This is a genomic window from Sporosarcina sp. FSL K6-3508, assembly GCF_038615825.1.
GTDB classification, from domain to species: Bacteria; Bacillota; Bacilli; order Bacillales_A; family Planococcaceae; genus Sporosarcina; species Sporosarcina newyorkensis.
Genome location: NZ_CP152016.1, coordinates 3,601,830 through 3,627,654 on the forward strand (window position 1 = coordinate 3,601,830; position 25,825 = coordinate 3,627,654).

A 25,825-nucleotide genomic window follows, 5' to 3' on the forward strand; every position below is an offset into this window, starting at 1 on the left:
ACTCCTATTCTGTCTGTTCTTCTAGTAGATCGGATTGGAACTCAATCACTTTTCCTTCAATTGCATTAATGAAGTAGTTTTCGATAGTTCCATCCTTCAATTTTACCTGAATGTTCCACGTCGGTGCAAATACTTGGGTTTCCGTCAATTGGACTAGAATAGAATATCCTGACTTGACCTGTACGACAGTAGAATCGGGTTTCAAATAGCCACGCGTTACAAGTGAGCCTACTGCAGCGTCCTGTGACAACAATTCCTTTTTGTGATTGAAGCTGACAAAATCCTCTAGCATACGCTGTTCATAATGCGTAATGTTCCCTTCGTCATCCCAATGAACAACCAACATTGCATTGGGACTGTAGAAGATGGTTTCACTTTTCACTCGCTGAAAGAATACAGCACGTTGCTCTTCTTCATCGACATCCCACAATGCGTAGCTATCACCTTTGAGAATATACTTCGCTAGAAAATCATCGAACTCATAATTGCCATCCCCATCTCTCGCCTTTACTGTCTTTTTCAGATGAGAAAGCAAACGTGTTTTATCAATCAGTACAAATGACTGATTATTTAATTGCTTCAGATCTTCTTCAGTAAATGTAGCCATATGGGCTGATAAATAAGAGACTTCCTTTTTAGTGAACGGGATCGGACTGTAGGTGATATTTTCTAACTGCAACGTTTCTTCCAAAGAAGTTTTTCCAATGACCTGCATATCCCCGACATCCATTTGGCGATTCACGTATAAAGAATACAAGAAAATATTCAAAATTGAAAAGACGATGATAAAGATCGTTTTGGTTCTATTCCAATCCAACCCGGTCACCTCCTTCAGAAGAGCCGTCTGGTATAAAGCGGAACCAGTTGTCTTTGATCAGATAATACCAGCAAGGCTGCAAAATGAGCAATCTGCTATTTTCATCATGAATCAAGTAATAACCCGTGGAGATTTCATCAATCAAATCAAAGTCCAATTCGTCAGAATCTTTGAGTGCTTCTACCACATCCAAACCTGACGGAAGTTCTTCATCTACTGTCTCGAAATTGACAAGTTTGTAATACGGCCGAATGTATTTGTAGATTTGAGACTCTCCCCAGTATTCTATTATCTCATTTGTGCCGGACTGATCACTATAGACTGGAAAACCGTCCACATATAACTGAAATTTAACATAGCGGGAAATGGGATTCATATATGCATAGCGGAAGTCGTCCGTCCAACCACCATGTTCATTGATGAAATCAATTGTGTTTACAAGCAGCTCTGAAGGAATTGCAATTTCCTGACTTTCCGCGACCGGCATGACATAGGTCAGTGTTTTATTCTTCGTATTGACGTCCATTCGCGCACGATGGTCATCAACATACTCTTCTATGTTGGTATCGGTTTGATTGCGTCGGACAGCACTCGGATCACTGAATAATGCATTTCGAAATTGAATTGGATTAACCTCTTCTTGATAATACGTATACCGTTTAATAGTGACTGGATCTTTTGAAACTGCCAAGAATGGTGCGTTGCCTCGATCAATTTCAGCATACTCGGCAAACGACTGACCGACATCAACAATATTGCGTAGAAAGCTTGATCTATTCGGCAAACTGACTTGTGCTTGATAATGTATGCCACTTGTTTCACTTAAAAAATGAACAGTCGGCAGTTGAGTGGATTGACTCCAGTCGATGACCAGTCGATTGAATGTGTCCTCCGGAATACTAGTATCGTCAATCAATAGTACATTATCATAGACAAGTATTGGGACTTCGCCTTGGAAGTAAAGTATCATCTGACTTGGCTGCCGCAACACTTGTGAAATATCCAATTTCGTCATGTCTTGATTCACTCTCTGCAAGTTTGTCAAATTCCAAGTACCCATCTCTGAAAGGATCGTATTAATCTTGCCAGAATCAACGGAACCTAGCACCTGATCTTTCAAATTAGTAATCACTTTATACGGTTTGATAATCTCATCTATCGTCTTCTTTTCGGCAATGGAAATATCAACCGTCTGTAATTGTTCCATCGGTTCATAATTTGGTGTAAACGTCCAAATTGTGAAGGTAAACATGACACTCAAAAGGACCAGCAACAGTAATATGATGGATTTGATTGTTTCAATATACTTCAATCCCACTCACCGTCCTCTTGTTGTTCAAATGGCAATGTAAAGAAGATCGTTGTCCCTTTTCCTTCCTCACTTTGAGCCCAAATGCTTCCTTTATGTGCAACAATCATTTCTTTCGCAATTGCGAGACCTAGACCTGTCCCGCCGAGGGCACGAGAGCGCGCTCTGTCCGCTCGATAGAAACGGTCGAAAATGCGATTCACATTCGACTTGGGGATTCCCATCCCATCGTCTGAGATCATAACTTTAATATGATCACCGGAAACTGTAACGCCAAAACGGACTTCCCCGCCGTCTGGTGAATATTTCAACGCATTGGAAATAATATTGTCGAGTACTTGAGTTAGTTTGTCGGTGTCAATTTCGACAAATAAACTGCTTGAATATAGGTTGCGTGTGAAGTGTACATTTTGTGACTTGGAGAACTCAAAACGTTCGATGACTGCATTGAAGAATCGGTTGAATTCTACCCATTCTTTATTCAGCTCATATTCCTTACTGTCCATTCGAGATAGCTTCAGTAGGTCGTTAACGAGACGGATCATCCGCTCTGTTTCATTTTGTGTTACGTGAAGGAAATTCGGTGCGATTTCTTCACTTCTCCATGCCCCTTCAGCCAACGCATCCAAATAACTGCGCATCGTAGTCAACGGTGTACGTAATTCATGGGAGACGTTTGAAACGAATTCACGGCGTTCCATGTCGATCTTTTCTTGCTCCGTATTGTCATGCAATACGACAATTAAACCGTTGACGAAGCCTGTTTCGCGTTGCGTCACAGAAATCGTTGCACGTAAAATATAAGATTGCTCTTCCGTACTGAAATCTAGAGGAATCGACTCTTTTACTTGAATCAGCTCTTCAAATGTATACTCTGATTCAATGCCCAGAATGCTAGCAATTGGACGGTTAATCACCAAATCCGTCGTTAGGTTAAGCATCTGTAGTGCAGAATCATTAATCAAACTGACACGACCTTTTCGATCGGTCGCAATAACTCCGTCCGTCATATTTTCCAGAACAGAGGCTAGTTTTCGCCTCTCACTCTCGGTGGTTGATTGCGACTCTTGCAGTTGATTGGTCAAATGATTAAACGCAATTGCCAGCTGACCCATTTCGTCGGTTCCGTACACTTTAACCTTTCGCATGAAGTTTCCGCTCGCCATTGCCTGTGCTTGTCGCCGCATGTCCGAGATGGGACGAGTAAAAGTCCGTGCAATGAAAATCCCGACGATAATCGTGATGGTAAGCGAAAACGCGGCTCCTCCAGCTAGTATTCGATTAATTTGTTCGATTTGCTGAAAGACGGTCTCGATATTGGCTTCGACGTAGAGCGAACCGATAATTTCATTCCCATTGAATATAGGTTGTGCTAACGCAAGGACTCGTTTATGCGATTGAGGATCGAGTGTGATGACATCTTTAATACTTTCAGATGTGATGGACTTCCGTACACTGTCATTATTTGAATGCTGTCCGACTCTCATTTGATTTTCAAATGAAGAAGTAGCTAAAATACGATATTTTGGGTTAATGACTTGTATTTCTTTAATATCATCTGAAGTAAACTCAGTGAGAACATTTTTTAAGCCTTGTTCGAGCGTGGGATCGCCATCTTCCCGTTCTTTCGTAATTTCTTCCCTCACACTGAACTCTACCAAATTCATCCGGTCTACAATCGAATTTGTAAAGTTTTCTTTTAGTGTTTTTTCTAGCGTAGTAGCAAAATAAAGCCCGATAATCTGCATCGCCACGAGAATGAGTAAAACATAGATCAAGACGAACTTGACATGGATCGACCGGAAGAAGCCAACTTTCTGCATAGTGACTTACTCCTGTTCCGGGTCGCGCAAGTAATAACCTACGCCACGTCTTGTGACAATCCAGCTTGGGTGACTCGGCGTGTCTTCAATCTTTTCACGCAAACGACGAATCGTGACATCGACTGTTCGCACATCCCCAAAATAATCGTAGCCCCATACTGTTTGCAATAAGTGCTCTCGAGTCATCACCTGTCCAATATGCTTTGCCAAGTAAAACAGCAACTCGAATTCACGATGTGTTAGTTCAATCGTTTCACCGCGCTTTTGTACAAAATAAGCATCTGGCTGAATGACAAGCTGTCCGACCGTAATATCATTTGTCGCTTCTTCCTTGTCTTCTTCCATTGTTCTCGCATGGCGTCGCAAGTTCGCTTTTACACGCGCAATTAATTCACGAGTACCAAATGGCTTAGTGACATAATCATCTGCTCCAAGCTCTAGTCCTAATACTTTATCGATCTCTGAATCCTTAGCTGTCAGCATAATAATCGGAAAATCATATTTCTTACGGACTTCCCGACATACTTCCATACCATCACGCTTTGGCAGCATGATGTCGAGCAGCATAAGATCCGGTTGAATTTCTTCCACGCGGTTAATCGCATCTTCTCCGTCATACGCGCAAAAAACCGTAAAGCCCTCCTTTTTCAGATTAAATTCTATTATATCTGCGATGGGTTTTTCATCGTCTACTATGAATATTGTTTTATTTTGCATGGTCTGTTCCTTTCCTGCCAATTTGGCAATCGGTTTTATAGACAATTAGCTACAAAGAAAAAATCTTTCCATATCCTTTAACTCTATCATGATTACACTCAAATCGCACTTTTTTCAAGTAGCTACCACATGTTGCTATTTCCCGGGAAATACATGTTCGGTGGATAGTGAAAAAACAACACTCCTTTTCTATACATCTAGAGAAAAGAAGTGTTGTCGCTCAATAGGATGGAGGCGCTTCATGCTGACTCCAGTCAATATTTAAGAACTTATTGTATTCCTTTGCAAAAGCCAACGTCACCGTACCGGTCGGACCGTTACGCTGCTTGGCTATGATGATCTCAATCATATTCTGCATTTCAGTTTCTTTGTCATAATAATCCTCACGGTACAAGAACGATACGATATCGGCGTCTTGCTCGATACTTCCCGATTCCCGTAAGTCAGACATCATCGGTCGCTTGTCTTGCCGCTGTTCTACGCCACGGGAAAGCTGAGAAAGAGCGATAACAGGTATTTTTAATTCACGCGCCAATGCCTTCAATGAACGCGAAATCTCGGACACTTCCTGTTGACGGTTATCACTGGAGCGCCCACTTCCCATAATAAGCTGCAAATAGTCGATCATGATCATCCCAAGACCGTGCTCTTGCTGCAGGCGTCGGCATTTGGATCGAATCTCATTGATACGAATCCCTGGACTGTCATCAATGAAAATTCCGGCATTGGATAAGGACCCCATCGCCATAGTCAGCTTGCGCCAATCATCCGCTTCTAAATTCCCTGTACGAAGCACTTGTGCATCGATATTACCTTCCGCACAAAGCATCCGCATGACGAGCTGCTCAGCACCCATTTCCAGACTGAAAATCGCGACGTTTTCATCCGTCTTTGTCGCCACATTTTGTGCGACGTTCAAGGCGAAAGCCGTCTTACCAACAGAAGGACGAGCCGCCACAATGATTAAATCATTGCGCTGAAAGCCTGCCGTAATTTTATCCAAGTCACGGAAACCAGTTGGAATCCCTGTCACCTCACCCTTACGTGTATGCAACAATTCAATGTTATCATACGTCTCTACTAAAACATCTTTGATATGACGGAAGTCACCGGCATTTTTGCGGTTGGACACTTCCATCATCTTTTTCTCAGCTTCACCAAGCAAAGCTTCAACTTCATCTTCTCGAGTATAACCATCTTCTACAATGCCCGTAGCTACTCGAATCAGTCGTCGCAATAAAGCCTTCTCTTCTACTATGTTTGCGTAGTGTACGATATTCGCTGCGGTTGGTACGGCGTTGGCAAGCTCCGTTAAATAGGAGATTCCTCCAACATCCTCAAGCTCATTTTTCACCTTTAGTTCTTCGGTGATGGTAACAAGATCGATCGGCTGTCCTTTATCGCTCAACACAAGCATTGTATCGAAAATCTTCTTATGGGCAATCCGGTAGAAGTCATCTGGCAATAAAATTTCCGATGCGGTAATTAGTGCCTGTGGTTCTAAAAATATAGCCCCAATGACCGACTGTTCTGCTTCATTATTATGAGGAGGTGTACGTTCGATCATCTGGTTCAAACTATTATCTCCTTATCATTCTTCTGTAACTTGCACTTTTAATGTTGCGGTTACATCAGGGTGTAATTTTATCGGTACATTTGTGAATCCAAGCGCACGAATCGCATCCGGCAGCTCCATTTTTCGACGATCCACTTTGATGTTATGTTGTTTTTCCAATGCTTGTCCAATTTGTTTCGATGTAATAGAACCGAATAGTCGGCCGCCTTCACCGGACTTTGCTTTTAGTACAACTGTTAATTTCTCAATTGTCTCTTTTAGTTCCTTTGCTTCTGCCAGTTCAGCTGCTGCATCTTTCTTTTCACGGTTCTTTTGGCCTTCCAACTGGCTAAGATTGCTTGCCGTTGCTTCGATTGCCATCTTATTTTTCAGCAAAAAGTTCTGCGCATAACCCGTTGATACTTCTTTTACTTCACCTTTTTTACCTTTTCCTTTTACATCTTGCAAAAAAATTACTTTCATCATCCATTTCCCCTCTCCACGTATTGATCTAGTGTATTCCTCAACATTTCGACAGCTTCCTCAACTGATCCTATCTCTAATTGACAAGCTGCATTTGTCAGATGACCTCCGCCTCCTAGGTCTTCCATAACGACTTGGACATTTAGCTCACCTAATGACCGGGCACTGATTCCAACTTTTCCATCAGCACGCTGAGCCACTACAAAGGAAGCGGAGATGCCTTGCATTGTCAGTAGGATGTCAGCGGTCTGTGCAATGAGCACTGAACTATGGACGACACCATCGTGTCCTTTCGCAATCGCAATATCGCCATCGCCCGCAAACTCTACGGTCTCAATTAACTTGGAACGCTCGATATACGTTGCAATATCTTCTTTTAATAAGCGTTGCACCAATACGGTATCGGCTCCATTCGTCCGTAAATATGAAGCAGCTTCGAATGTCCGGGCTCCTGTCCTCAACGTAAAGCTCTTCGTATCTACGACAATCCCCGCGAGCATTGCAGTAGATTCCAACATCGTCAATTTTTCATTTTTCGGCTGGTATTCCAGAAGTTCCGTAACCAGTTCCGCCGTAGATGATGCATAAGGTTCCATATAAACAAGAACGGTATTGTTTATGAACTCCTCGCCACGTCGATGGTGATCAATCAAGACAACCTTTTGTGCCTTTTCTAAGACACGCTCGTCAATGACCATACTTGGCTTATGCGTATCTACAATGACCACCAATGAACGCTCTGTCATCAATTCCAGTGCCTCATCTGGCATAAGCATATGCTTAAATAGTTCTTCGTCTTTTTCAACTTCATCCATCAGTCGATTGACACTTGCATCCAACTCATCAAAATTAACAACAACATAGCCTTCTACATTATTCATACGCGCCATTTTACGTACTCCGATTGACGCACCTACCGCATCCATGTCTGGCATCTTATGACCCATGACAAATACACGATCACTGCCCTGGATTAAGTCACGCAGCGCATGAGATATAACCCGCGCCCGCACTCTCGTCCGCTTTTCAACCGGATTTGTCTTACCTCCGTAAAATTTCAACTTACCATCGTAATGCTTGATGGCGACTTGGTCACCGCCTCGGCCTAGAACCAAATCTAGACTTGACTGAGCCAACTCACCAAGAGCTGTGAGAGACGTAGTACCTGTTCCAACACCAATACTCAATGTAAGCGGTGCGGTATGCTTTGCTGTATTCTCACGGATTGTATCTAGCAAGGCAAACTTGGTCTTCTCTAACTTTTCCAATGTACCTTCATTGAACACCGCTAAGAAACGATCAGAAGAAATACGCTTAACAAAAATACCATTCTCCTCTGCCCACTCGTTGACAAGTGAAGTGACCAAGGAATTCATACGGCTCCGAGTTTGATCATCCATCGTTTGCGAAAGCTCATCATAATTATCTACCAGCAAAATTCCGATGGTCGTACGGTCCTCGTAATAAAGAGATTGGATCTTCATCCGCTCCGTTACGTCAAATAGATATAGTAACTTCTCTTCCGGTTTATAATATACTCTGTACGAACGGTTATTCAGTGTGATGACTTCCTGCTCATTGTCCTCTTTCGTTATTTGGCGGAAGCCTTCATTCATATCATACAGGTCGGTTCCAATCCATGTTTCATCCGGAAAGATAGAAGAGACAAATGGATTCACCCACTCGATCAAGTACTTGTCGTTTAATAAGATGATCCCGATGGGGAGTTCCAATAACGCTTCCTCACCGACCTTTTTCATTCGATAAGATAGCGTTTCAATATACTTTTCAGTTTCTTGATAACTTTCATTTTCCATCTTCCAGGCCATCGCGAGTGCCATTGCAAAAATGACCGCGAAAAACAGCCCAATCCAAAATTGGTAAAGCATCAGCAAGACAGCACCTACCGCTCCAAGGAGTGACAAGATTGCCAACGGAGTCCGTATAGCTCGTTTTTTATAAAATAAATTCAATAGTTCATCTCCTACCCTCTCTTGTCTTTACCTATCCAAGCACGAACGTTGATGGCGATATCTATAACACCTAGCATTACAGTAAACGGACTGAGGAACATTGCAAGCAACGTAGCCGGTACATTGACGATTCCCGGTAACTTCATCGTGTGTAATGCAAAATAAATCAACGCCAAACCTTGTATGAAGAATAAGAATCTAAAGATGAGAATGGCATTCGCTTCCATAAGATACAATGTCGTTCCTTGTTCCGTCTGTGATAAAATGGAAATCAATAACAAAACCATATAGACGACCACAGTAGCAAACGGCAAACGCATAGTAAGGAAGGAAGCAAACTTAGGAACTTCAAAACGTAAGCGTGCAGCGACCGCCAAAATTGGCATTACAAACAAATAGGCCGCTATAAAAACTGATAAAATAAACAGCGACGGGACGATCGTTTGATAATAGGTAAACGCCTCAGCCACCATCTTTTCTATGTCTCTTGTTGAATTCCCCATTCCGGTAAGCATGACCAATGCTTCTTCCTGTATCGATTGGAATTGCTGCAATAGCTGTTCAATCGGATTCATCTTAAAAAACCATACAGAACCGAGATACAATAGACTCAAAGACACTAATAACGTCAGCCCTGTCGCCATAAATACATAAAGCTTTGATTTGCCTGTACGAACTGTATCTCCGATGACAAATCCGACAGCACTCAATACGATGGCTGACGGAATCGACAGCAGTCCACCGATCAGCAGTGTAATGAGCCAAGTGCACGCGGCCACCAGCAATGTAGAAAGCCGGTCATAACGCAAACGATACAGCGTTATAGGTAGCGGAATAAACAGCAGCGTCAATGCACCGAGCAACGGTACATACATCGTGAACGCCAATAGTAGGGCAAATAATGCGATCATCATCGCTCCGTACGTAATTCTCCTTGCTTGATCTTGCATATCCTTCACGCCTCAATTCATTCACAACTTGTTCTGTTCCAGCATACGGATTTTCCGTAAGCAGACAATGTTCTACTGGTCTTTATTAAAATTTTGTTACATTCATCCTTCTAATTGTATCATGATTCACTCTGAAAACAAAAGTAGAGGGAGCTATGACTTCCAGTTAATTAGGATATCTAGTGAACACTACGCAATCAATAGCTATTATTCTAAATGGACGACTCTTAAGGGATTACTTCACTGACACTAACGTAAAATGGACCAAACTTTCGTGAATTTAGATAAAAAAACCGCCACTGACTGAATAATTCAGTCAGTGGCGGTTTATATATTACCGCTCTTCTGCTACGAACGGAAGAAGTGCCATGATACGTGCACGTTTGATTGCGATCGTCAATTTACGTTGGTATTTAGCGCTTGTACCAGTAACTCGACGAGGCAACATTTTTCCTCGCTCAGAGATAAACTTCTTCAACAAATCTACATCTTTATAGTCGATGTGTGTAATGTTGTTTGAAGTAAAATAGCAAACTTTACGGCGTCTGCGACCTCCACGACGTGGTGCCATAATTGTTGTCCTCCTTCCTGTTTGCGTATGAATGAACCTATCAATCAGAACGGCAAATCGTCATCTGTTACTTCAATCGGACCGCCGCCTGGTTGGAATGGATCGTTATCGACACGCGTCATATTTTGCTGATTCGGTTGGTAGGATTGCTGGTTGTACCCTTGGTCTTGCGAAGGTGCATTATTATAAGAAGGCGCTCCACCATAAGATGGCGTTTGTGGCCGTTCTTGATTGGCACTACGCGGTTCCAAAAATTGAGTACTGTCTGCAACAACTTCTGTCGTGTAAACACGCTTACCATCTTGTCCTTCAAAGCTGCCCGTCTGAATACGACCATCTACTCCGGCAAGACTTCCTTTTCGTAAGTAATTCGCGATATTCTCAGCCTGTTTACGCCAAGCTACACAGTTAATAAAATCTGCTTCTCGCTCTCCTTGCTGGTTAGAGAACGCACGGTTCACTGCCAGAGTGAAACGAGTCACTGCAATACCACTCTGTGTATACTTTAGTTCAGGATCTTTCGTTAATCGACCAACTAAAACGACACGGTTTATCATTCAGAATCAAACCTCCCTCATCATCAGATTAAATTAGTTTATATCAGCTTACGCATCCACACGAACAGTCATATGACGAATGATACCTTCGTTGATGTTCGCTAGACGTGTAAATTCATCGATTGCTTCAGTACCTGCGTTTGCAGTTACTAATTGGTAGTAACCTTCACGTAAGTCGTCGATTTCGTATGCAAGACGACGCTTGCCCCACTCTTTCGACTCGATGATTTCCGCTCCGTTTGAAGTTAGGACGTTATCAAAACGTTCGATCAATGCTTTTTTCGCGTCATCTTCAAGAGTTGGGCGCATAATGTACATAATCTCGTACTTTCTCATCAATAGTCACCTCCTTATGGACTTGGGCCCTGCTTTTCAAGCGGGCAAGGAGTAAGTAATTTTGATATTACTCACATCAGTTGATATTACCACAACTCCGTTGAAACATCAACCCTTAATAGACTATACTGAGAGGATCAAGGAGTGATTGCGTATGGAAGAACAACATCCTGTGATTGTAGAATTAGATTTGCAAAAAGTAGCGAAGGAGAGTATTTGGCTGACAGTCCTTCCACTTCTCGCACTTTTCCTGATTCGTTTTCTGCTAGAAGGCGGATTGGAGTTGACCTTTTCTTTTTGGTATTTGCTTTATGGATTTATCGGATATCTTATTTTAATTGTGGTACATGAGTTTTTCCATTTGCTAGGATTCCGTGTTTTTTGCAAAGTACCTTGGAAGAACATGGACTACGGAGTCAATTTAAAAATGGGAATTGCTTATGCCACGGCAGATCAATTAATGGACAATAAAGGAATTCGTAAAGCGTTATTACTGCCCTTTTGGATGACAGGGATTTTACCGGCTGTAATTGCGCTCTATATAGGTGACGGTGTCTTGCTGATGCTGGGTGCATTACTGATTGGCGGAGCAGCCGGGGATTTTGCAATGTATAAAGAGCTGAAGAAGTTTCCTGATAACGCCATGGTGAAAGATGATCCCGAGCTGCCGAAGCTTTACATTTATAGTACTGAATGAATGTACAAAAAAGCTGTTTCCCTATCAAGATAAGGAAACAGCTTTTCAAATACCCCAATTACACGTTAAAACGGAACAACATAACATCGCCGTCTTTAACGATGTATTCTTTACCTTCCAAACGGACTTTTCCAGCTTCTTTCGCTGCTGCCATCGACCCATTCTCTACTAAATCATCGTAAGCTACCGTTTCCGCCCGAATAAAGCCCCGTTCGAAATCGGTATGAATAACGCCCGCACATTGCGGAGCTTTCATGCCTTTACGGAACGTCCATGCACGCACTTCCTGAACGCCTGCCGTGAAATAAGTAGCCAATCCAAGCAAATTATACGTTGCTTTGATCAATTGATCGAGTCCTGATTCTTTGATGCCGAGTTCCTCTAAGAACATTTCCTTCTCATCGTCTTCAAGCTCTGCCATTTCCTCTTCAATCTTCGCGCATACGACAATGACTTCTGCATTATCTTTCGCAGCAAAATCACGCACTTGCTGAACATACGGATTATTGTCAGCGTCGGCAATTTCATCTTCCGAGACGTTTGCAACGTAAAGCATTGGCTTGATCGTCAATAAATGCATGCCCTTGACCACTTGATATTCATCATCCGTCAAATCAACAGAACGCGCTGCCAATTCGTTTTCAAAGCCCTCTTTTAACTTCAATAAAATTGGTTCTTCGATCATAGCCGCTTTGTCTTTTTGCTTCGCCATTTTGGAAACGCGCGCCAAACGTTTGTCCACGCTTTCCATGTCCGCTAAGATCAATTCCAAATTAATGATTTCAATATCATCAATCGGATTCACTTTACCTGCAACGTGCGTAATATTTTCATCCACGAAACAACGGACTACTTGGCAGATTGCATCGACTTCACGAATATGGGAAAGAAACTTATTTCCCAATCCTTCTCCTTTACTCGCGCCTTCTACAATTCCTGCAATATCAGTAAATTCGAATGCAGTCGGAACAGTCTTTTTAGGAACAACGAGTTCTGTCAGCTTATCCAAACGCTCATCTGGTACTTCAACGATCCCTACGTTCGGATCGATCGTACAAAATGGATAGTTTGCCGCTTCCGCTCCTGCCTTTGTAATTGCATTAAATAATGTTGATTTCCCCACGTTCGGAAGACCTACAATCCCAGCTGTTAACGCCATTCTTCCCACACCTTTCTCATCTATCCAAAGCTTGCATTATTCGATAGTCAACCATTTCATTATAAGGACAATATGCTTGAATGTCTATTTGTTCTCAAGACTCGTTCTTCAGAAGAACTTTTTTCATCTTTTTGGCAAATTCATTACGTGGAATCATGACACTATGCCCGCATCCCTCACATTTTATTCGGATATCGGCACCCATTCGAATGATCTTCCATGCATTCTTGCCGCAAGGATGTGGTTTTTTCATCTCCACCACGTCATGCAAATCAAACTCTTTCTCCGCCATTTTGCGAATCCCCTTCCATCTTCTCTTGGAATAACACCATTTTTGGATAAGGCAGTTCAATTCCATTTTGATCCATGAATTTCTTTAAATCTTGACGTAACTTCCTTCCCACTCTGAAATTTGCAACAGGCTCTGTTTCAGCTACAATGCGTAACACGATTTTGGATGGGTCGATACTTTGAACGCCAAGCATTTCCGGAATGCCAATTACTTCCGGATAGCGATCTTTTGGCAATCCTTTTAAAAACTCGGATATCAGCTCTTCTGCATGGTCGATATCTGTTTCATAAGATACCCCGATATCCAATATGGCCATAGAGTTAGTCACCGAAAAATTTATAACTTCGCCAATTTGTCCATTCGGCACGATAAATACTTCGCCTCCGAATAAACCAATCTTTGTCGTTCGCAGGCCAATTTCAATAACTGTTCCTTCGGCAGAATTAATGCGTACGTAATCTCCCACGCCGAATTGGTCTTCGAAGATAATAAAAAAACCTGAAATGACATCTTTCACTAAGCTTTGTGCTCCAAAACCAACTGCTAACCCAAGAACTCCAGCTCCGGCTAGAAGTCCTTTTACATCAATTTCGAACTCCGTCAAAATGGAAAGCATCGCGGAAAAAAACACGACATACGTCAATGCGTTTTCCAACAGCTTGATCATCGTCTTTTCACGCCGTTCATTCTTACGCATTGGACTCTTTAATTTGATAGAAAAAAATCGGCGGATCAACATATGTCCTACCTTAACCAACACAATAGAAATCATGACAATCAAAAAGATTCGTAGCGCAAAGAAGCCGGTACTGATCCAAAAATCCGAATCAAATAATGTTTTATTCACTTGCTTAAACGCTTCCCCAACATCTTCTAGGTTTTCTTTCACTTCTGTATTTGTAGACACTGCCATTGAAAGAAATCCTCCTTTCGTATAAACCTCAATCCCCCAGGTTATACTGCACAGCAATACGTACTTACATTTTTTTACCACAGTATCCTAACGTATAAAAATTATAAAGGACTGGTGTTTCCGTATGTATATTGCTGAGTCTTCTTATCATTACCGTATTCCCCACAAAGAAACCGGTGTTGTCTGGAAATTAAGTTCTTATTTCGCAGAGCATATCCCTTTTAACCAAAAACCTATTGTTTTCTATTGTATCGGGACAGATCGTTCAACAGGTGACTCCCTGGGTCCGTTGACTGGCTCCTACTTATCTGAACTCAGCTTATTTCCCTACCCGGTGATCGGTACTTTAAGGGAACCTCTTCATGCATTAAATTTACAACAACGAATCAAACAAACAACCGAGATTTATCCTGATGCATTCACTGTTGCTATTGACGCGTGTCTTAGTAAAAGGGACGCAGTCGGTGATCTATTGTTCCATAGCGGACCAATTTCACCAGGAAAAGCAGTGGGCAAAGAGCTTCCTCCAATCGGCGATGTCTCAATTAAAGGCATCGTCAACATTGCTGGTTTTATGGAACAAGCCGTTTTACAAAGTACCCGTTTGCATCTTCCTTTTGAAATGAGCCGCATGATTGGCCGAGCTTTACAACTAGCACATCATCGGCAAACTTCAAAAAGCATAAACAATCGTCACCAGGATGGCAACTACACCAATACCAGGGATAAAATTCGCCACACGCATCTTCGTCAGGCCGATTAAGTTCAGGCCAATTGCCGCAATCATTAGCCCACCTGTCGCAGTCATTTCAGATATAAAGAACTGTAACAAATCATCTGGAACAAAACGGCTAATGAACGTTGAAAGAAACGTAATACTACCTTGATACAGAAGAACTGGAACAGCTGAAAAAGCCACGCCAATCCCTAATGTAGAACTTAAAATAATAGAAGTAAAACCATCCAAAATCCCTTTCATCACGAGTACATTGTGATCGTTTCGAAGCCCACTGTCTATGGCACCGATAATTGCCATAGAACCTACACAGAATATAAGTGTGCCGGTCACAAAACCTTGGGCTATACCTGGGCCTTCTTTTCTTGCCGGCAGCTTTCCTTCAATCCATTGGCCGAGTCGGTTGATCTTTTGATCCAAATCTACCCACTCACCAATGATTGCTCCTATCACGATGCTGATAATTACGATGACGATTTGTGTGGACTCGAACGTCATTTGCAAACCAATTGCTACTACTGCTAGTCCGATCCCATACATGATCGTTTCTTTCATTCGCTCAGGTATACCATGTAAAAAACGCCCAATCAATGTACCTACCACAATAGTCAGCACATTAAACACCGATCCAAATAATATCATGCAGTCACATCCGTGTCCTCTTCAGTCAGAATAATACCTATTTTGCTTTATTCGCAAAATAGGTATTTGACGAATTATTAATCATTCAAGAGTTCAAGGATTCGTTCAAAATCCTCGTCTGAGAAAAATTCGATTTCAATTTTTCCTTTATTCTTTGTCTTTTTAATCGTTACATTCGTCCCAAATTGTTCTCTTAGTGTAGTTTCTTGAGCTGCAATGAACAAATCTTTCTTCTTTTCTTTTTTTGTTTCACGTGGAACATCTTCATTTAATTGTTGTACAAGCTTCTCTAATTGGCGAACATTTAAGTGCTCTTTCTTTGTCTTTTCTGCAATTAATAGGATTTGTTCCTTTTTTCGAAGACCTAATAAAGTCCGCCCATGCGCCATCGTCAGATTTCCTTGTGATATATCTTTTCGTACCTTCTCCGGTAATGCGAGCAATCGGACATGGTTCGCAATATGCGGTCTGCTCTTTCCAAGGCGAAAAGCTAGTTGTTCTTGTGTGAGTTGCAGACTTTCCATAAGCTTTTGGTAGGCTTCTGAAACTTCAATTGGAGTCAAGTCTTCTCTTTGCAAGTTTTCTAAGATAGCCATTTCCATCGATTGTTCATCTGTTAATTCGCGGACGACCGCTGGAATTTCTTTTTTCCCCGCTAACTTCGATGCACGATATCTTCTTTCCCCTACAACAATTTCGTATTGCGTCCCTGCTTTTCGTACGATAATCGGTTGTAGCACACCGTGTTCTTTAATGGATTCACTTAACTCCGAAAGCGATGTATCATCAAACTCTTTCCGTGGCTGGTATGGATTTTCTATGATGCTGTTCAAACGCAGAAGTTCCACTTTTTCCAGTGACTCACCAGGAAACAATGCGTTAAGCCCTTTACCTAGACCCTTACTCATTCTCCACCACTTCCTTTGCCAGCTCTAAATAGACTTCTGCACCTTTTGATCTTGAATCGTACATAATAATCGGCTTACCGTGACTCGGTGCCTCACTTAATCTAACATTCCGCGGAATGATCGTACGGTACACCTTGTCTTGAAAATACTTTTTCACTTCTTCAATGACTTGAATTCCCAAATTCGTTCGTGCATCGAACATTGTCAGTAATACACCGTCAATATAAAGCGAGTCATTCAAATGTTTTTGCACGAGCCGGACGGTGCTGAGCAGCTGGCTGAGCCCTTCCAGTGCGTAGTATTCACATTGTACTGGAATGATGATCGAGTCAGAAGCTGTCAGTGCATTTAACGTCAACAGACCAAGCGACGGAGGACAATCGATGATGATGTAGTCATATTGATCTTTAATATCCTGTATGGCGTGTTTCATCCGTACCTCACGAGAAATTGTAGAGACTAATTCAATTTCTGCCCCTGCTAGGGAGATGGTCGCAGGGATAATCTCAAGATTTTCAATTTCCGTCTGAAGGATGACGTCTTTTACAGGTACGTCATCAATCAATATACTGTAGATGCAGTCTTGCACGTCTCCCTTATTGATGCCGACTCCACTCGTTGCGTTGCCCTGAGGATCGGAGTCGATTAAAAGCACTTTTTTGCCGATATGGGCAAGGCATGCGCTTAAGTTTACAGAAGTCGTCGTTTTGCCGACTCCTCCTTTTTGATTTGCTATGGCAATAATCTTACCCACTCTCGCACCTGCTTTCTTTCATAGTTCAATTATTTTATTCTTTAAGCAAAAACCAATAATCGCTGCCAGTCCCCGGGCTCCGGTCGACTCTGCAGTTGAACCTTCGCTAGATTTGCTTCAGTTTCTTTACTATATAAACTGAAATAAATAAATTACAATCAAAATAAAATGTGAGGACACTGATTTCCATTTCTACCTAAACTCATGTAAAAACTTTAATCCAACATTTATAAATTGGTCTCTACATTAAAAACCTCAATACTAAAGTGAAAATCATTGTGGAACTAATCGGTATTATGTTCGTAAGAGTATAAACTTTCGTTATACTGTCTCTATCATTTTATCATCTTCATTAGATGAACTCTATTGATATATAAGAAAACTCTTGCTAGTCGAGTAGCAAGAGTTTTGGTTCGTCACTTTTTAGGTATTTTGACCGTGATAGTATAGAATTCTTCTGAGTCTTCTTCTTCTGATTCCACTTCGATTCCACTCTTCGTCATCAAAGACAGAGATTGTCTCAGTGTGTTCACTGCAATTCTTACATCTTTGCTGACTGCTTTTCGACGGGGTGCTCGTTTTTTGGCAGGCTGCGCTTCTTCACTAGGATGTAGAATTTCTTGGATTCGTTTTTCGAGTTGCTTCACATTATAGTGATTGATTTTCACTTCTTCCATTACTTCTAATTGAAGAGCTGCTTCTTTTAATGGTAATAAAGCACGTGCATGCCTTTCAGAAATTTCTTGTTTCAAAATTGCATCTTGTATTTCTTCAGGCAGCTTTAATAAACGCATCTTGTTAGCAATTGTCGACTGACCTTTTCCCAATCGTTGAGCTAGCGCCTCCTGTGTCAGTTCATGGAGCTTTAACAGACTTTCATAGGCGTATGCTTCTTCAATGGCCGTCAACTCTTCACGTTGCAAGTTCTCAATCAATGCTATCGAAGCTGTTTCTTTATCATTCAGGTTACGAACAATAGCCGGGACTTCAGACCAGCCGAGCTTGCGCATCGCACGGTATCTTCTTTCCCCTGCAATGATTTCATACTGTTCTTCATCCATTTTCCGAATTACAATCGGTTGGATGACACCATGCGTATGGATCGTTCTAGCGAGTTCTTCAATTTTTTCGTCATTAAAAATTGTTCGCGGCTGAAATTGATTTGGTTTGATTAAATCAATTGCAATTTGTTCTACCTTTTCAAGATTCTGAACGTCCTCTTCTATCGATCCTATCTTCTCTCCCCCACCAAAAAAGCGCGAAAAAGTATTTTTCAACCCCTGCACCACCTTTTCGAAACTAGTCCCTTTTACAATTCTATCTCTTTTTCCGTTCCACGTGAAACATTTTTATAGGTTCAGCCTGTAATTGGCGTTTTGTTTGGTACCCCTGCTTTTCGTGGATATTTCTTTGGCGTTTGTTTCTCTTTTTTAAATATAAAGATATGTCGTTCACTGTTTTCTACTGGCAATAAAAATTCATGTTCTTCCTGCAACACTGCTCCGAGTAATTTAACAGCTTTCGTTGCGTCTTGCAGTTCTTCTGAAGCCGCAGCGCCTTTCATGGAGACAAAAAGTCCTCCTTGTTTAGCAAGCGGGATACATAGCTCGGATAGTACAGACAAACGCGCTACCGCACGGGCGGTAACTAAATCGAATTGTTCTCTATACTTTGGATCGCGTCCGAATTCCTCTGCTCTCGCATGGACGAACGCCACCTTTTCCAGCTTCAATTCATTCGCCAAATGATTTAAAAAAGTTATTCGCTTGTTCAAAGAATCTACAATTGTCACTTGAAGATGCGGAAAGCAAATCTTTAATGGAATACTCGGAAAGCCAGCACCAGCGCCTACATCACAAATCGATTCAACAGAAGACAAGTCCACGTAAAATGAACTAGTGATTGAATCATAGAAATGCTTCAAATACACAGACGGCGCATCCGTAATCGCCGTCAAATTCATTTTTTCATTCCACTCTACAAGCACTTCAAAATAGCGCTTGAATTGCTGTTTTTGCACATCGGACAATTCAATGCCTTCCTGTCGTAATGCTTCGTAAAACTGTTCTTCCGTCATGTTCTCATTCCTTTTCAAAAAGACTGACGCATCTTTGCGCCAGCCATATACTCAACCGGATACTTTCGCAATTTTCCCTTGCTCAATATAGACCAATAAGATGGATATGTCTGCGGGATTAACCCCTGAAATACGAGAAGCTTGTGCAATCGATAAAGGCTGTACAGCCTTTAAATTTGCTTTTGCTTCCTTTGCAATTCCTGAAATCGCATCGTAATCGATATGTTCAGGAATCCGCTTGTTCTCCATCTTCTTCATTCGCTCTACTTGTTGCATAGACTTTTCGATATATCCTTCGTACTTAATGAAAATCTCTACTTGCTCCGCCACTTCCTCATTTATCTCTTCAAGAGGAGGAACTACTTTGCGTAATTCGCTGTATTTCATTTCCGGACGTTTCAATAGATCAGCAGCTTTCATCGGTTCACGCAATGCGGTGCCCCCTGCTTCAGCGATAATTGCTTGGACTTCTTCTGTCCGCTTGACGGAAGTCTTACGCAAGTGATCAATTTCAGCATCAATTTGCGCTTTCTTAGCAATAAATCTTTCGTGTCTTTCTTCACTGATCATGCCAATTTGATAACCAATTTCCGTCAGTCTCATGTCTGCATTATCATGGCGAAGCAATAGACGATATTCAGCTCTAGACGTCAACAGACGATACGGTTCGCTCGTTCCTTTTGTGACCAAGTCATCGACTAACACCCCAATATACGCATCACTCCGCGCTAGTACGACCTCATCTTTGCCAAGAACATTGCGTGCTGCGTTGATTCCTGCCATCAGACCTTGCGCAGCGGCTTCTTCATAACCGGATGTTCCGTTTATTTGACCTGCCGTATATAGATTTTTAATTTTCTTCGTTTCCAGTGTTGGCCATAATTGAGTAGCAATAACGGAATCATACTCTATCGCATAGCCTGCACGCATCATCTCCGCTTTTTCTAAACCAGGTACACTGGCGATTAAGCGATGTTGTATATGTTCAGGTAAACTCGTAGACAATCCTTGGACATACACTTCACGCGTATTGCGGCCTTCAGGTTCCAAGAAAATTTGATGTCTTGATTTATCTGCAAAACGAACGATTTTATCTTCAATGGATGGGCAATAGCTTGGCCCTTTACCTTTGATCATCCCCGAATACATTGGAGACAAATGAAGGTTTTCGTTAATGATTTCATGCGTTTCAGGTGTCGTGTACGTAAGCCAGCATGGCAATTGATCCATGATGAACTCTGTCGTTTCATAACTGAATGAACGCGGCACGTCATCTCCTGGCTGAATTTCCGTCTTGCTATAGTCAATCGTATTGCTATTAATTCGAGGCGGTGTACCTGTTTTGAATCGAACTGTTTGCAAGCCCAACTCTTTCAAGTGATCTGCCAACTTAATGGACGGCATTTGGTTGTTCGGCCCGCTGGAATACTTCAAGTCTCCAATAATAACTTCCCCGCGCAAAAATGTGCCAGTCGTGATAATGACGGTCTTCGCGCGGAAAATGGCGCCGATTTGCGTTACCACCCCTTTTACTTCATCGTCTTCTACAATCAATCGTTCGACGACAGCTTGACGAAGAGTAAGGTTTGGCTGTTCCTCCAAAATTCGTTTCATTTCTTGCTGATACAAAACTTTATCGGCTTGTGCACGCAAAGCGCGTACAGCCGGGCCTTTACCTGTATTTAAAAGACGCATTTGAATATGCGTTTTATCAATAACTTTTGCCATTACTCCGCCGAGTGCGTCAATTTCACGCACCACGATTCCCTTTGCAGGTCCTCCTAGTGACGGATTACATGGCATGAAAGCAATCATATCTAAATTCATTGTTAAAACTAAAGTCGATGCGCCCATCTTTGCTGCAGCATAAGCCGCTTCTGCGCCTGCATGTCCAGCTCCGATGACGATACAATCGAACGTGCCTGCTTCAAATTGTGGCATGTTCGTTCATCCTTCCTATTATTAAATTGTTCAGCTGGTTGGCTGAACTTATTATTTTCCGAGGCAGAATTTTGAAAACAACTCCGTAATTAAACTATCTTGAACGGTATCCCCGATAATTTCACCAAGGATTTCCCATGTACGTGTTACATCTATTTGAATCATGTCAATCGGGACTCCTGTTTGAGCAGCCATTACAGCATCTTCAATCGTATTGCGTGCTTGTTTTAATAACGCTATATGACGAGCGTTCGACACATACGTCATATCATTTGACTCAATCGATCCTTCGAAAAACAATGAGGCAATTGCTTCTTCCAATTCCGTGATCCCTTGCTCCTGTAAGATGGACGTTGTGATGACACGTTCTTTTCCCGCCACTTCATAAACTCGCTGCAAGTCGATCTTCGCTGGCAAATCGGTTTTATTGACGATGACGAGCACGTCCATTCCAGCAACTGCTTCAAATAACCTTTCGTCTTCATCGGTCAATGGTTCTGAACTATTGACCATCAATAGAATCAAATCGGCTTCTTTCAGCACTTGTCTTGAACGCTCCACCCCGATGCGCTCCACAATATCTTCCGTTTCGCGAATTCCAGCCGTGTCAACAAGACGTAAAGGAACTCCTCTTACATTGACATACTCCTCTATAATATCACGGGTAGTGCCTGCAATGTCAGTCACAATCGCTTTATTTTCTTGAACTAAGCTATTTAGCAATGAAGACTTCCCGACATTCGGACGCCCGACAATAACAGTTGATAGTCCTTCTCGCAAAATTTTCCCTTGCGAAGAAGTACGTAATAGCTGATCAATCTCATCACGTACCCACTCCCCTTTTTCAATCATCAAGGGGATTGTCACTTCTTCTACATCGTCATATTCCGGATAATCAATGTTCACTTCCACTTGTGCAAGTGTTTCTAGAAGTGCTTGGCGAAGATCGCCTATCAAATGGGACAGTTTTCCTTCCATTTGATTGAGCGCTACGTTCATCGCTTTATCCGTTTTGGCTCTGATCAAATCCATGACTGCTTCAGCTTGTGATAAGTCAATCCGACCATTTAGAAATGCCCGTTTGGTAAACTCGCCGGGTTCCGCCAATCTTGCGCCCTCTGTCAATACGAGTTCAAGTACCCGATTGACCGAAGTGATTCCTCCATGACAATTAATCTCTACTATATCTTCCCGTGTAAACGTCTTTGGTCCTTTCATAATCGAGACCATGACTTCTTCCACTATTTCTGCAGTAGCAGGATTATGCAAATGTCCGTAATGAATCGTATGTGAGGGTTGCTCACTTAAGGCTAAAGCTGCAGGCGAACGGAATATACGGTCCGCTATCGTCCACGCATCCTCACCGCTAATCCGAACGATTGCAATCGCTCCCTCTCCCATTGGAGTTGATATGGCGGCTATCGTATCAAAATGCAAGTTTTTTCACCTTCCTGGCTTCGTTATCCACATGTGAATATCTTTAATGCGGACACAACTTTCTAACATCCTATATTATCATAAATCATCTAAATCTCCTAGCGTGCGAAATGAAAAAATGTGGATAATTTCACAAATAGACAAATTAGGAGATGTGTACAAGTCATAAATTGACAAGACTGCGACTGTTTGAGGATAGTTTGTTTCTGTACATAGTGAGTTTAGATCAGTCCACGGAGGTTTTGGTCAGTGCATGATGAATTCAGTTTGGCACGGTGTATGAGGAGTTCGAGTACAAAAAAAACTGTCCGAAAAGTCATATAAATGACTTTTCGGACAGCCTAGTATTTATTCGATTCCTTTAATTACAATATGTCGATATGGATCTTTTCCTTCTGAGAAAGTTTCGACATCCAGCCTGCGAGATAATGCATTATGGATGACTTTTCTTTCGTATGAAGGCATCGGTTCAAGTGCTACTTGGCGTTTCGTACGGATAGCACGATCCGCCATGCGGTCTGCAAGCTGTTCTAGTGATTGCTCTCGACGTTCTCGATAATCTGCTACGTCGACTCGTACAATCTTGAATTGATGGGTGACTTTATTGGCAACGAGCTGGGCTAATTGCTGAATAGCATTCAACGTCTGGCCTCTTTTTCCTATTAAGAATGCTGCCTTTTCACTATCCAATTGAAAATTGATGTACTTTCCTTTTGTTTCGTACGTGATAGCTAAGTCTGTAATCCCCATATTGTTCGCTACATCTTCTATATAACGTTTAGTTTCCTCAATTGCTTCTGCTTCGCTGTACTTCTTGAGATTAGAAGTTTCTTCATTCATATCGTCAATTGGATCCAGCGTAGTTGGCTGCTGCTCCAGTTCAGAAACAATTATCGGTTCTGGTTGCAACTCCGCCGCCGGCTCCTGAACCACTTCTGGTGCAGGCTCAGTAACAATGGAAGGTACTTCGCTGACTTCATTTAATGTTCTGGATTCATCAGATTCAGTCAATTCATTTGTTACTTGAGGTGTTCGCTGCTTTGCTGGCTTCTGTTTTGTGACTGTTACAAGTATTTCTGCTTCCCTAGCCCCAAAACCTAAAAATCCTTTTCTGCCGTTTTCAAGCACCTTTATTTCTACTTCATTTCTCGTTACACCCAGGTCTTGTAAAGCTGATGCAATTGCTAGCTCAACGGTTGCAGCCCTTTGTGTAAGTTGCTTCATTTCTTTTTCCCTCCTGTTTTTACAACTTCACCGTCTTTCGGTTTGTCAAACGGCTTGTAAATAAAAATATTTTGGATAAGTGAAATGATGTTTCCAACAACCCAGTATAGGGCAAGTGCTGCTGGTAAGAATGATCCGAAAACCATGATCATGAATGGCATGATATACATCATGACTTTCATTTGCGGGTTATCCATTGCTGGTCCCGTGCGAAGTACCATCAACTGGAACAGTCCGGCGATGATGGCGAATACGATACTCGGTGTACCAAGTGCAACGCCCAAGAAGTTCCCCAATTCAATCGTCGGTGTTGCATTCATCCGGTTGATTGCATGGTAGAAACCGATAAATATGGGCATTTGGATGATGACTGGCAAACATCCAGCAACCGGATTGATCTTTTCATTGATCATAATTTGTTGCATTTCTTCTTGATACTTTTTCTGTGTCACAGCATCTTTAGACTTGTACTTTTCCTTCAACGCCTTCAAACGTGGTTGAATTTCTTGCATCCGTTTCGAGCTCTTCGTTTGTTGAATAATTAATGGTAGCAAAGCAGTACGAATGATAGCAGTTACGACTATGATCGCCAATCCGTACGTCCCAAGCCAAGATTTGAATTTCATAATCAAGGTAACGAGCGGCCAAACTATGTACTCGTTCCAAATCCCTGTACTTTCCGCGGTGATCGGCTCTTTGAATTCCGTACAACCAGCCATGAAGACAGCGACCACGACGAGCAACGAAAGGAATATTAATTTCTTCTTCACATGTTTTCCCCCAAACAATCACAAGGTGATTTCTCAACTTTTTTCTCAGTTTATCATGATGACACTAAACGTTCTACTTCTTCTTGTCTTTAAATACTTTGGCAATTCGCAGGACATGCTGCAGATTTTTTTTGGCCGTATGGAAATCGAGCGTGGCTGCTTGATTTCTTGCGATGATAACATAGTCGAGATCCTGTCTAATCTCATCTTTCATTTCTAGGAAAGATTGACGGATATAGCGTTTCACTCGATTGCGGGTGACTGCATTGCCCACCTTTTTGCTGACAGACAAGCCAATGCGAAACTCTTCTTGATGCTCTTTTTTATAGGTATAGACGATGAATTGCCGATTGGCGAATGATTTACCTTTCTTAAAAACCGTCTGAAATTCTTTATTCTTTTTAATCCGCTGGCTCTTCTTCATAATTCCACCTGCTTTAATTTTCTTCAAACTTCATCTGCTGGTCCTCAACAACGTAAACAAATTCCGTTAGCCTAAATAGCCATAATAGCAAAAAAAAGACCACTGATAAGTCAGTGGCCTTATGCTGAAAGAACTTTTCTTCCTTTACGGCGACGAGCTGCTAAAATTCTACGGCCGTTTTTAGAACTCATTCTAGTACGGAATCCGTGGACTTTACTGCGTTTACGTTTATTTGGTTGGAATGTACGTTTCATTTCGTAAGACACCTCCTGCTTGATTGTCTCTTTTCCTATTGTGACAGTCTTGAATAGTATAGCCACCCAGTAAAAGAATGTCAATGCTTTTCTATTCACTGGCATTTGACTACTCACTAGATTTTAGCTCGTTCAACATATAACTTATCCACAATTCTTTGAAAGCAGATTCTTGATGAATTGTGTGCAGACTAAAATTGTGGATTTTTTATTCCGGCATTTGTCGACAAGTTTTTCACATATACAAGGCTGTGGATAACCATTTTATGCACAGTTGCGGGCATTGTGAATAAATCATTAGACACCTTGTCATTATTCATGTTCCCTGTTACAATTAAAAAGCTTTTATTGTGTGTATAATTTATTTAAAGAATCTTATCCACATATGTGAATAGTGTGTGGATAGTTTTTTCAACATGTTTCGATAAGTTTTATCCACAAGCTTGGATACTGTGCATAAGCGGATTCCAGGCTTTTTAATATCTCATCGTAAAGGAGGCACACGA

The 25,825-nt window shown here is 41.8% G+C and carries 27 protein-coding genes; 2 read left to right on the forward strand and 25 right to left on the reverse strand.

Translation table 11 applies throughout. The annotated features are described in order from the left end of the window. Nucleotides 1-4 precede the first annotated feature (4 nt). The 11 genes from yycI to rpsF form a co-directional block, all read right to left on the reverse strand. On the reverse strand, nucleotides 5-817 hold the full coding sequence (gene yycI / locus MKX97_RS17930; RefSeq protein ID WP_221837422.1) for a two-component system regulatory protein YycI: 813 nt from the start codon (nucleotides 815-817) through the stop codon (nucleotides 5-7). Beyond that, the gene (yycH, locus tag MKX97_RS17935; protein WP_342536619.1) at nucleotides 804-2,135 is read right to left on the reverse strand and encodes a two-component system activity regulator YycH; all 1,332 of its coding nucleotides are present in this window, start codon (nucleotides 2,133-2,135) and stop codon (nucleotides 804-806) included. The genes yycI and yycH overlap by 14 nt, the downstream gene beginning before the upstream one ends. Next, complete coding sequence (walK, locus tag MKX97_RS17940) at nucleotides 2,126-3,949, reverse strand: cell wall metabolism sensor histidine kinase WalK (RefSeq protein ID WP_340760872.1); 1,824 nt, start codon at nucleotides 3,947-3,949, stop codon at nucleotides 2,126-2,128. The genes yycH and walK overlap by 10 nt, the downstream gene beginning before the upstream one ends. 6 nt (nucleotides 3,950-3,955) lie before the next feature. Next, nucleotides 3,956-4,666: a response regulator YycF gene (gene yycF, locus MKX97_RS17945; protein ID WP_078818756.1), complete on the reverse strand. Its 711-nt coding sequence runs from the start codon at nucleotides 4,664-4,666 to the stop codon at nucleotides 3,956-3,958. 220 nt (nucleotides 4,667-4,886) lie between these two features. Beyond that, entirely contained in the window at nucleotides 4,887-6,242 is a 1,356-nt protein-coding gene (dnaB, locus tag MKX97_RS17950) for a replicative DNA helicase (protein ID WP_078818757.1), read from the reverse strand. A gap of 15 nt (nucleotides 6,243-6,257) precedes the next feature. Next, complete coding sequence (rplI, locus tag MKX97_RS17955) at nucleotides 6,258-6,704, reverse strand: 50S ribosomal protein L9 (RefSeq protein WP_040760012.1); 447 nt, start codon at nucleotides 6,702-6,704, stop codon at nucleotides 6,258-6,260. After that, nucleotides 6,704-8,677 carry a DHH family phosphoesterase gene (locus tag MKX97_RS17960; RefSeq protein ID WP_139366044.1) on the reverse strand — a complete coding sequence of 658 codons (1,974 nt, stop codon included), beginning with the start codon at nucleotides 8,675-8,677 and terminating at the stop codon, nucleotides 6,704-6,706. The genes rplI and MKX97_RS17960 overlap by 1 nt, the downstream gene beginning before the upstream one ends. 11 nt (nucleotides 8,678-8,688) lie before the next feature. Continuing rightward, nucleotides 8,689-9,627, reverse strand: a complete 939-nt coding sequence (locus tag MKX97_RS17965; protein ID WP_009499313.1) for a DUF2232 domain-containing protein — start codon at nucleotides 9,625-9,627, stop codon at nucleotides 8,689-8,691. Nucleotides 9,628-9,961: 334 nt separating this feature from the next. Next, a complete protein-coding gene (gene rpsR, locus MKX97_RS17970; RefSeq protein WP_171805962.1) occupies nucleotides 9,962-10,201 on the reverse strand; it encodes a 30S ribosomal protein S18 in 240 nt (79 codons plus the stop codon). Between the two features lie 41 nt (nucleotides 10,202-10,242). Continuing rightward, nucleotides 10,243-10,755, reverse strand: a complete 513-nt coding sequence (ssb, locus tag MKX97_RS17975; RefSeq protein WP_009499349.1) for a single-stranded DNA-binding protein — start codon at nucleotides 10,753-10,755, stop codon at nucleotides 10,243-10,245. A 48-nt stretch (nucleotides 10,756-10,803) separates the two neighbouring features. Further along, complete coding sequence (gene rpsF, locus MKX97_RS17980; RefSeq protein WP_009499350.1) at nucleotides 10,804-11,091, reverse strand: 30S ribosomal protein S6; 288 nt, start codon at nucleotides 11,089-11,091, stop codon at nucleotides 10,804-10,806. A 154-nt stretch (nucleotides 11,092-11,245) separates the two neighbouring features. On the opposite strand from rpsF, the gene MKX97_RS17985 reads away from it, so the two are divergent. Then, a complete protein-coding gene (locus MKX97_RS17985; RefSeq protein WP_340760878.1) occupies nucleotides 11,246-11,788 on the forward strand; it encodes a DUF3267 domain-containing protein in 543 nt (180 codons plus the stop codon). Between the two features lie 58 nt (nucleotides 11,789-11,846). Here the strand turns inward: MKX97_RS17985 and ychF are convergent, their stop codons facing one another. The 3 genes from ychF to MKX97_RS18000 form a co-directional block, all read right to left on the reverse strand. Further along, on the reverse strand, nucleotides 11,847-12,947 hold the full coding sequence (ychF, locus tag MKX97_RS17990; protein WP_078818759.1) for a redox-regulated ATPase YchF: 1,101 nt from the start codon (nucleotides 12,945-12,947) through the stop codon (nucleotides 11,847-11,849). 94 nt (nucleotides 12,948-13,041) lie between these two features. Then, the gene (locus tag MKX97_RS17995) at nucleotides 13,042-13,239 is read right to left on the reverse strand and encodes a DUF951 domain-containing protein (RefSeq protein ID WP_009499353.1); all 198 of its coding nucleotides are present in this window, start codon (nucleotides 13,237-13,239) and stop codon (nucleotides 13,042-13,044) included. Further along, the gene (locus MKX97_RS18000) at nucleotides 13,220-14,152 is read right to left on the reverse strand and encodes a mechanosensitive ion channel family protein (protein ID WP_245799558.1); all 933 of its coding nucleotides are present in this window, start codon (nucleotides 14,150-14,152) and stop codon (nucleotides 13,220-13,222) included. The genes MKX97_RS17995 and MKX97_RS18000 overlap by 20 nt, the downstream gene beginning before the upstream one ends. A gap of 124 nt (nucleotides 14,153-14,276) precedes the next feature. On the opposite strand from MKX97_RS18000, the gene yyaC reads away from it, so the two are divergent. Next, nucleotides 14,277-14,915: a spore protease YyaC gene (gene yyaC / locus MKX97_RS18005; protein ID WP_221837416.1), complete on the forward strand. Its 639-nt coding sequence runs from the start codon at nucleotides 14,277-14,279 to the stop codon at nucleotides 14,913-14,915. On the opposite strand, the gene MKX97_RS18010 is transcribed toward yyaC, so the two are convergent. From MKX97_RS18010 to rpmH, 11 genes are all read right to left on the reverse strand, one after another. Next, complete coding sequence (locus MKX97_RS18010) at nucleotides 14,826-15,530, reverse strand: DUF554 domain-containing protein (protein WP_009499356.1); 705 nt, start codon at nucleotides 15,528-15,530, stop codon at nucleotides 14,826-14,828. The two genes, yyaC and MKX97_RS18010, sit on opposite strands and share 90 nt — an antisense overlap. A 77-nt stretch (nucleotides 15,531-15,607) precedes the next feature. Next, the gene (locus tag MKX97_RS18015) at nucleotides 15,608-16,438 is read right to left on the reverse strand and encodes a ParB/RepB/Spo0J family partition protein (protein WP_009499357.1); all 831 of its coding nucleotides are present in this window, start codon (nucleotides 16,436-16,438) and stop codon (nucleotides 15,608-15,610) included. After that, nucleotides 16,431-17,192, reverse strand: coding sequence for an AAA family ATPase (locus tag MKX97_RS18020; RefSeq protein WP_009499358.1), 762 nt, complete (start codon nucleotides 17,190-17,192; stop codon nucleotides 16,431-16,433). Before MKX97_RS18020 ends, MKX97_RS18015 begins: the two co-directional genes overlap by 8 nt. A gap of 416 nt (nucleotides 17,193-17,608) precedes the next feature. After that, nucleotides 17,609-18,469: a nucleoid occlusion protein gene (gene noc / locus MKX97_RS18025; protein WP_342536622.1), complete on the reverse strand. Its 861-nt coding sequence runs from the start codon at nucleotides 18,467-18,469 to the stop codon at nucleotides 17,609-17,611. A gap of 80 nt (nucleotides 18,470-18,549) precedes the next feature. Next, on the reverse strand, nucleotides 18,550-19,269 hold the full coding sequence (gene rsmG, locus MKX97_RS18030) for a 16S rRNA (guanine(527)-N(7))-methyltransferase RsmG (RefSeq protein WP_221837403.1): 720 nt from the start codon (nucleotides 19,267-19,269) through the stop codon (nucleotides 18,550-18,552). A 51-nt stretch (nucleotides 19,270-19,320) separates the two neighbouring features. Continuing rightward, nucleotides 19,321-21,210 carry a tRNA uridine-5-carboxymethylaminomethyl(34) synthesis enzyme MnmG gene (gene mnmG / locus MKX97_RS18035; RefSeq protein ID WP_342536623.1) on the reverse strand — a complete coding sequence of 630 codons (1,890 nt, stop codon included), beginning with the start codon at nucleotides 21,208-21,210 and terminating at the stop codon, nucleotides 19,321-19,323. A 51-nt stretch (nucleotides 21,211-21,261) separates the two neighbouring features. Continuing rightward, nucleotides 21,262-22,647, reverse strand: coding sequence for a tRNA uridine-5-carboxymethylaminomethyl(34) synthesis GTPase MnmE (gene mnmE / locus MKX97_RS18040; RefSeq protein WP_009499362.1), 1,386 nt, complete (start codon nucleotides 22,645-22,647; stop codon nucleotides 21,262-21,264). A 348-nt stretch (nucleotides 22,648-22,995) separates the two neighbouring features. After that, nucleotides 22,996-23,871 (reverse strand): RNA-binding cell elongation regulator Jag/EloR, encoded by an 876-nt coding sequence (jag, locus tag MKX97_RS18045; RefSeq protein WP_342536624.1) that lies wholly within the window; start codon nucleotides 23,869-23,871, stop codon nucleotides 22,996-22,998. Continuing rightward, nucleotides 23,868-24,641, reverse strand: coding sequence for a membrane protein insertase YidC (gene yidC / locus MKX97_RS18050; protein WP_040760025.1), 774 nt, complete (start codon nucleotides 24,639-24,641; stop codon nucleotides 23,868-23,870). The genes jag and yidC overlap by 4 nt, the downstream gene beginning before the upstream one ends. 73 nt (nucleotides 24,642-24,714) lie before the next feature. Next, a complete protein-coding gene (rnpA, locus tag MKX97_RS18055; RefSeq protein ID WP_040760028.1) occupies nucleotides 24,715-25,065 on the reverse strand; it encodes a ribonuclease P protein component in 351 nt (116 codons plus the stop codon). 119 nt (nucleotides 25,066-25,184) lie between these two features. Then, entirely contained in the window at nucleotides 25,185-25,319 is a 135-nt protein-coding gene (rpmH, locus tag MKX97_RS18060) for a 50S ribosomal protein L34 (RefSeq protein ID WP_040760031.1), read from the reverse strand. Between the last annotated feature and the right edge of the window lie 506 nt (nucleotides 25,320-25,825).

Bases quoted from the DNA above. Each gene is read 5' to 3' on its own strand.
- jag (WP_342536624.1), bottom strand. From the start codon at position 23,871: ATGAAGCAACTTACACAAAGGGCTGCAACCGTTGAGCTAGCAATTGCA.
- mnmG (WP_342536623.1), bottom strand. From the start codon at position 21,210: ATGCCACAATTTGAAGCAGGCACGTTCGATTGTATCGTCATCGGAGCT.
- MKX97_RS17965 (WP_009499313.1), bottom strand. From the start codon at position 9,627: ATGCAAGATCAAGCAAGGAGAATTACGTACGGAGCGATGATGATCGCA.
- MKX97_RS17985 (WP_340760878.1), top strand. From the start codon at position 11,246: ATGGAAGAACAACATCCTGTGATTGTAGAATTAGATTTGCAAAAAGTA.
- rpsF (WP_009499350.1), bottom strand. From the start codon at position 11,091: ATGAGAAAGTACGAGATTATGTACATTATGCGCCCAACTCTTGAAGAT.
- MKX97_RS18010 (WP_009499356.1), bottom strand. From the start codon at position 15,530: ATGATATTATTTGGATCGGTGTTTAATGTGCTGACTATTGTGGTAGGT.
- MKX97_RS17995 (WP_009499353.1), bottom strand. From the start codon at position 13,239: ATGGCGGAGAAAGAGTTTGATTTGCATGACGTGGTGGAGATGAAAAAA.
- MKX97_RS18015 (WP_009499357.1), bottom strand. From the start codon at position 16,438: ATGAGTAAGGGTCTAGGTAAAGGGCTTAACGCATTGTTTCCTGGTGAG.
- yyaC (WP_221837416.1), top strand. From the start codon at position 14,277: ATGTATATTGCTGAGTCTTCTTATCATTACCGTATTCCCCACAAAGAA.
- rplI (WP_040760012.1), bottom strand. From the start codon at position 6,704: ATGAAAGTAATTTTTTTGCAAGATGTAAAAGGAAAAGGTAAAAAAGGT.
- ychF (WP_078818759.1), bottom strand. From the start codon at position 12,947: ATGGCGTTAACAGCTGGGATTGTAGGTCTTCCGAACGTGGGGAAATCA.
- rpmH (WP_040760031.1), bottom strand. From the start codon at position 25,319: ATGAAACGTACATTCCAACCAAATAAACGTAAACGCAGTAAAGTCCAC.
- MKX97_RS18000 (WP_245799558.1), bottom strand. From the start codon at position 14,152: ATGGCAGTGTCTACAAATACAGAAGTGAAAGAAAACCTAGAAGATGTT.
- rsmG (WP_221837403.1), bottom strand. From the start codon at position 19,269: ATGACGGAAGAACAGTTTTACGAAGCATTACGACAGGAAGGCATTGAA.
- yycF (WP_078818756.1), bottom strand. From the start codon at position 4,666: ATGCAAAATAAAACAATATTCATAGTAGACGATGAAAAACCCATCGCA.
- walK (WP_340760872.1), bottom strand. From the start codon at position 3,949: ATGCAGAAAGTTGGCTTCTTCCGGTCGATCCATGTCAAGTTCGTCTTG.
- rnpA (WP_040760028.1), bottom strand. From the start codon at position 25,065: ATGAAGAAGAGCCAGCGGATTAAAAAGAATAAAGAATTTCAGACGGTT.
- ssb (WP_009499349.1), bottom strand. From the start codon at position 10,755: ATGATAAACCGTGTCGTTTTAGTTGGTCGATTAACGAAAGATCCTGAA.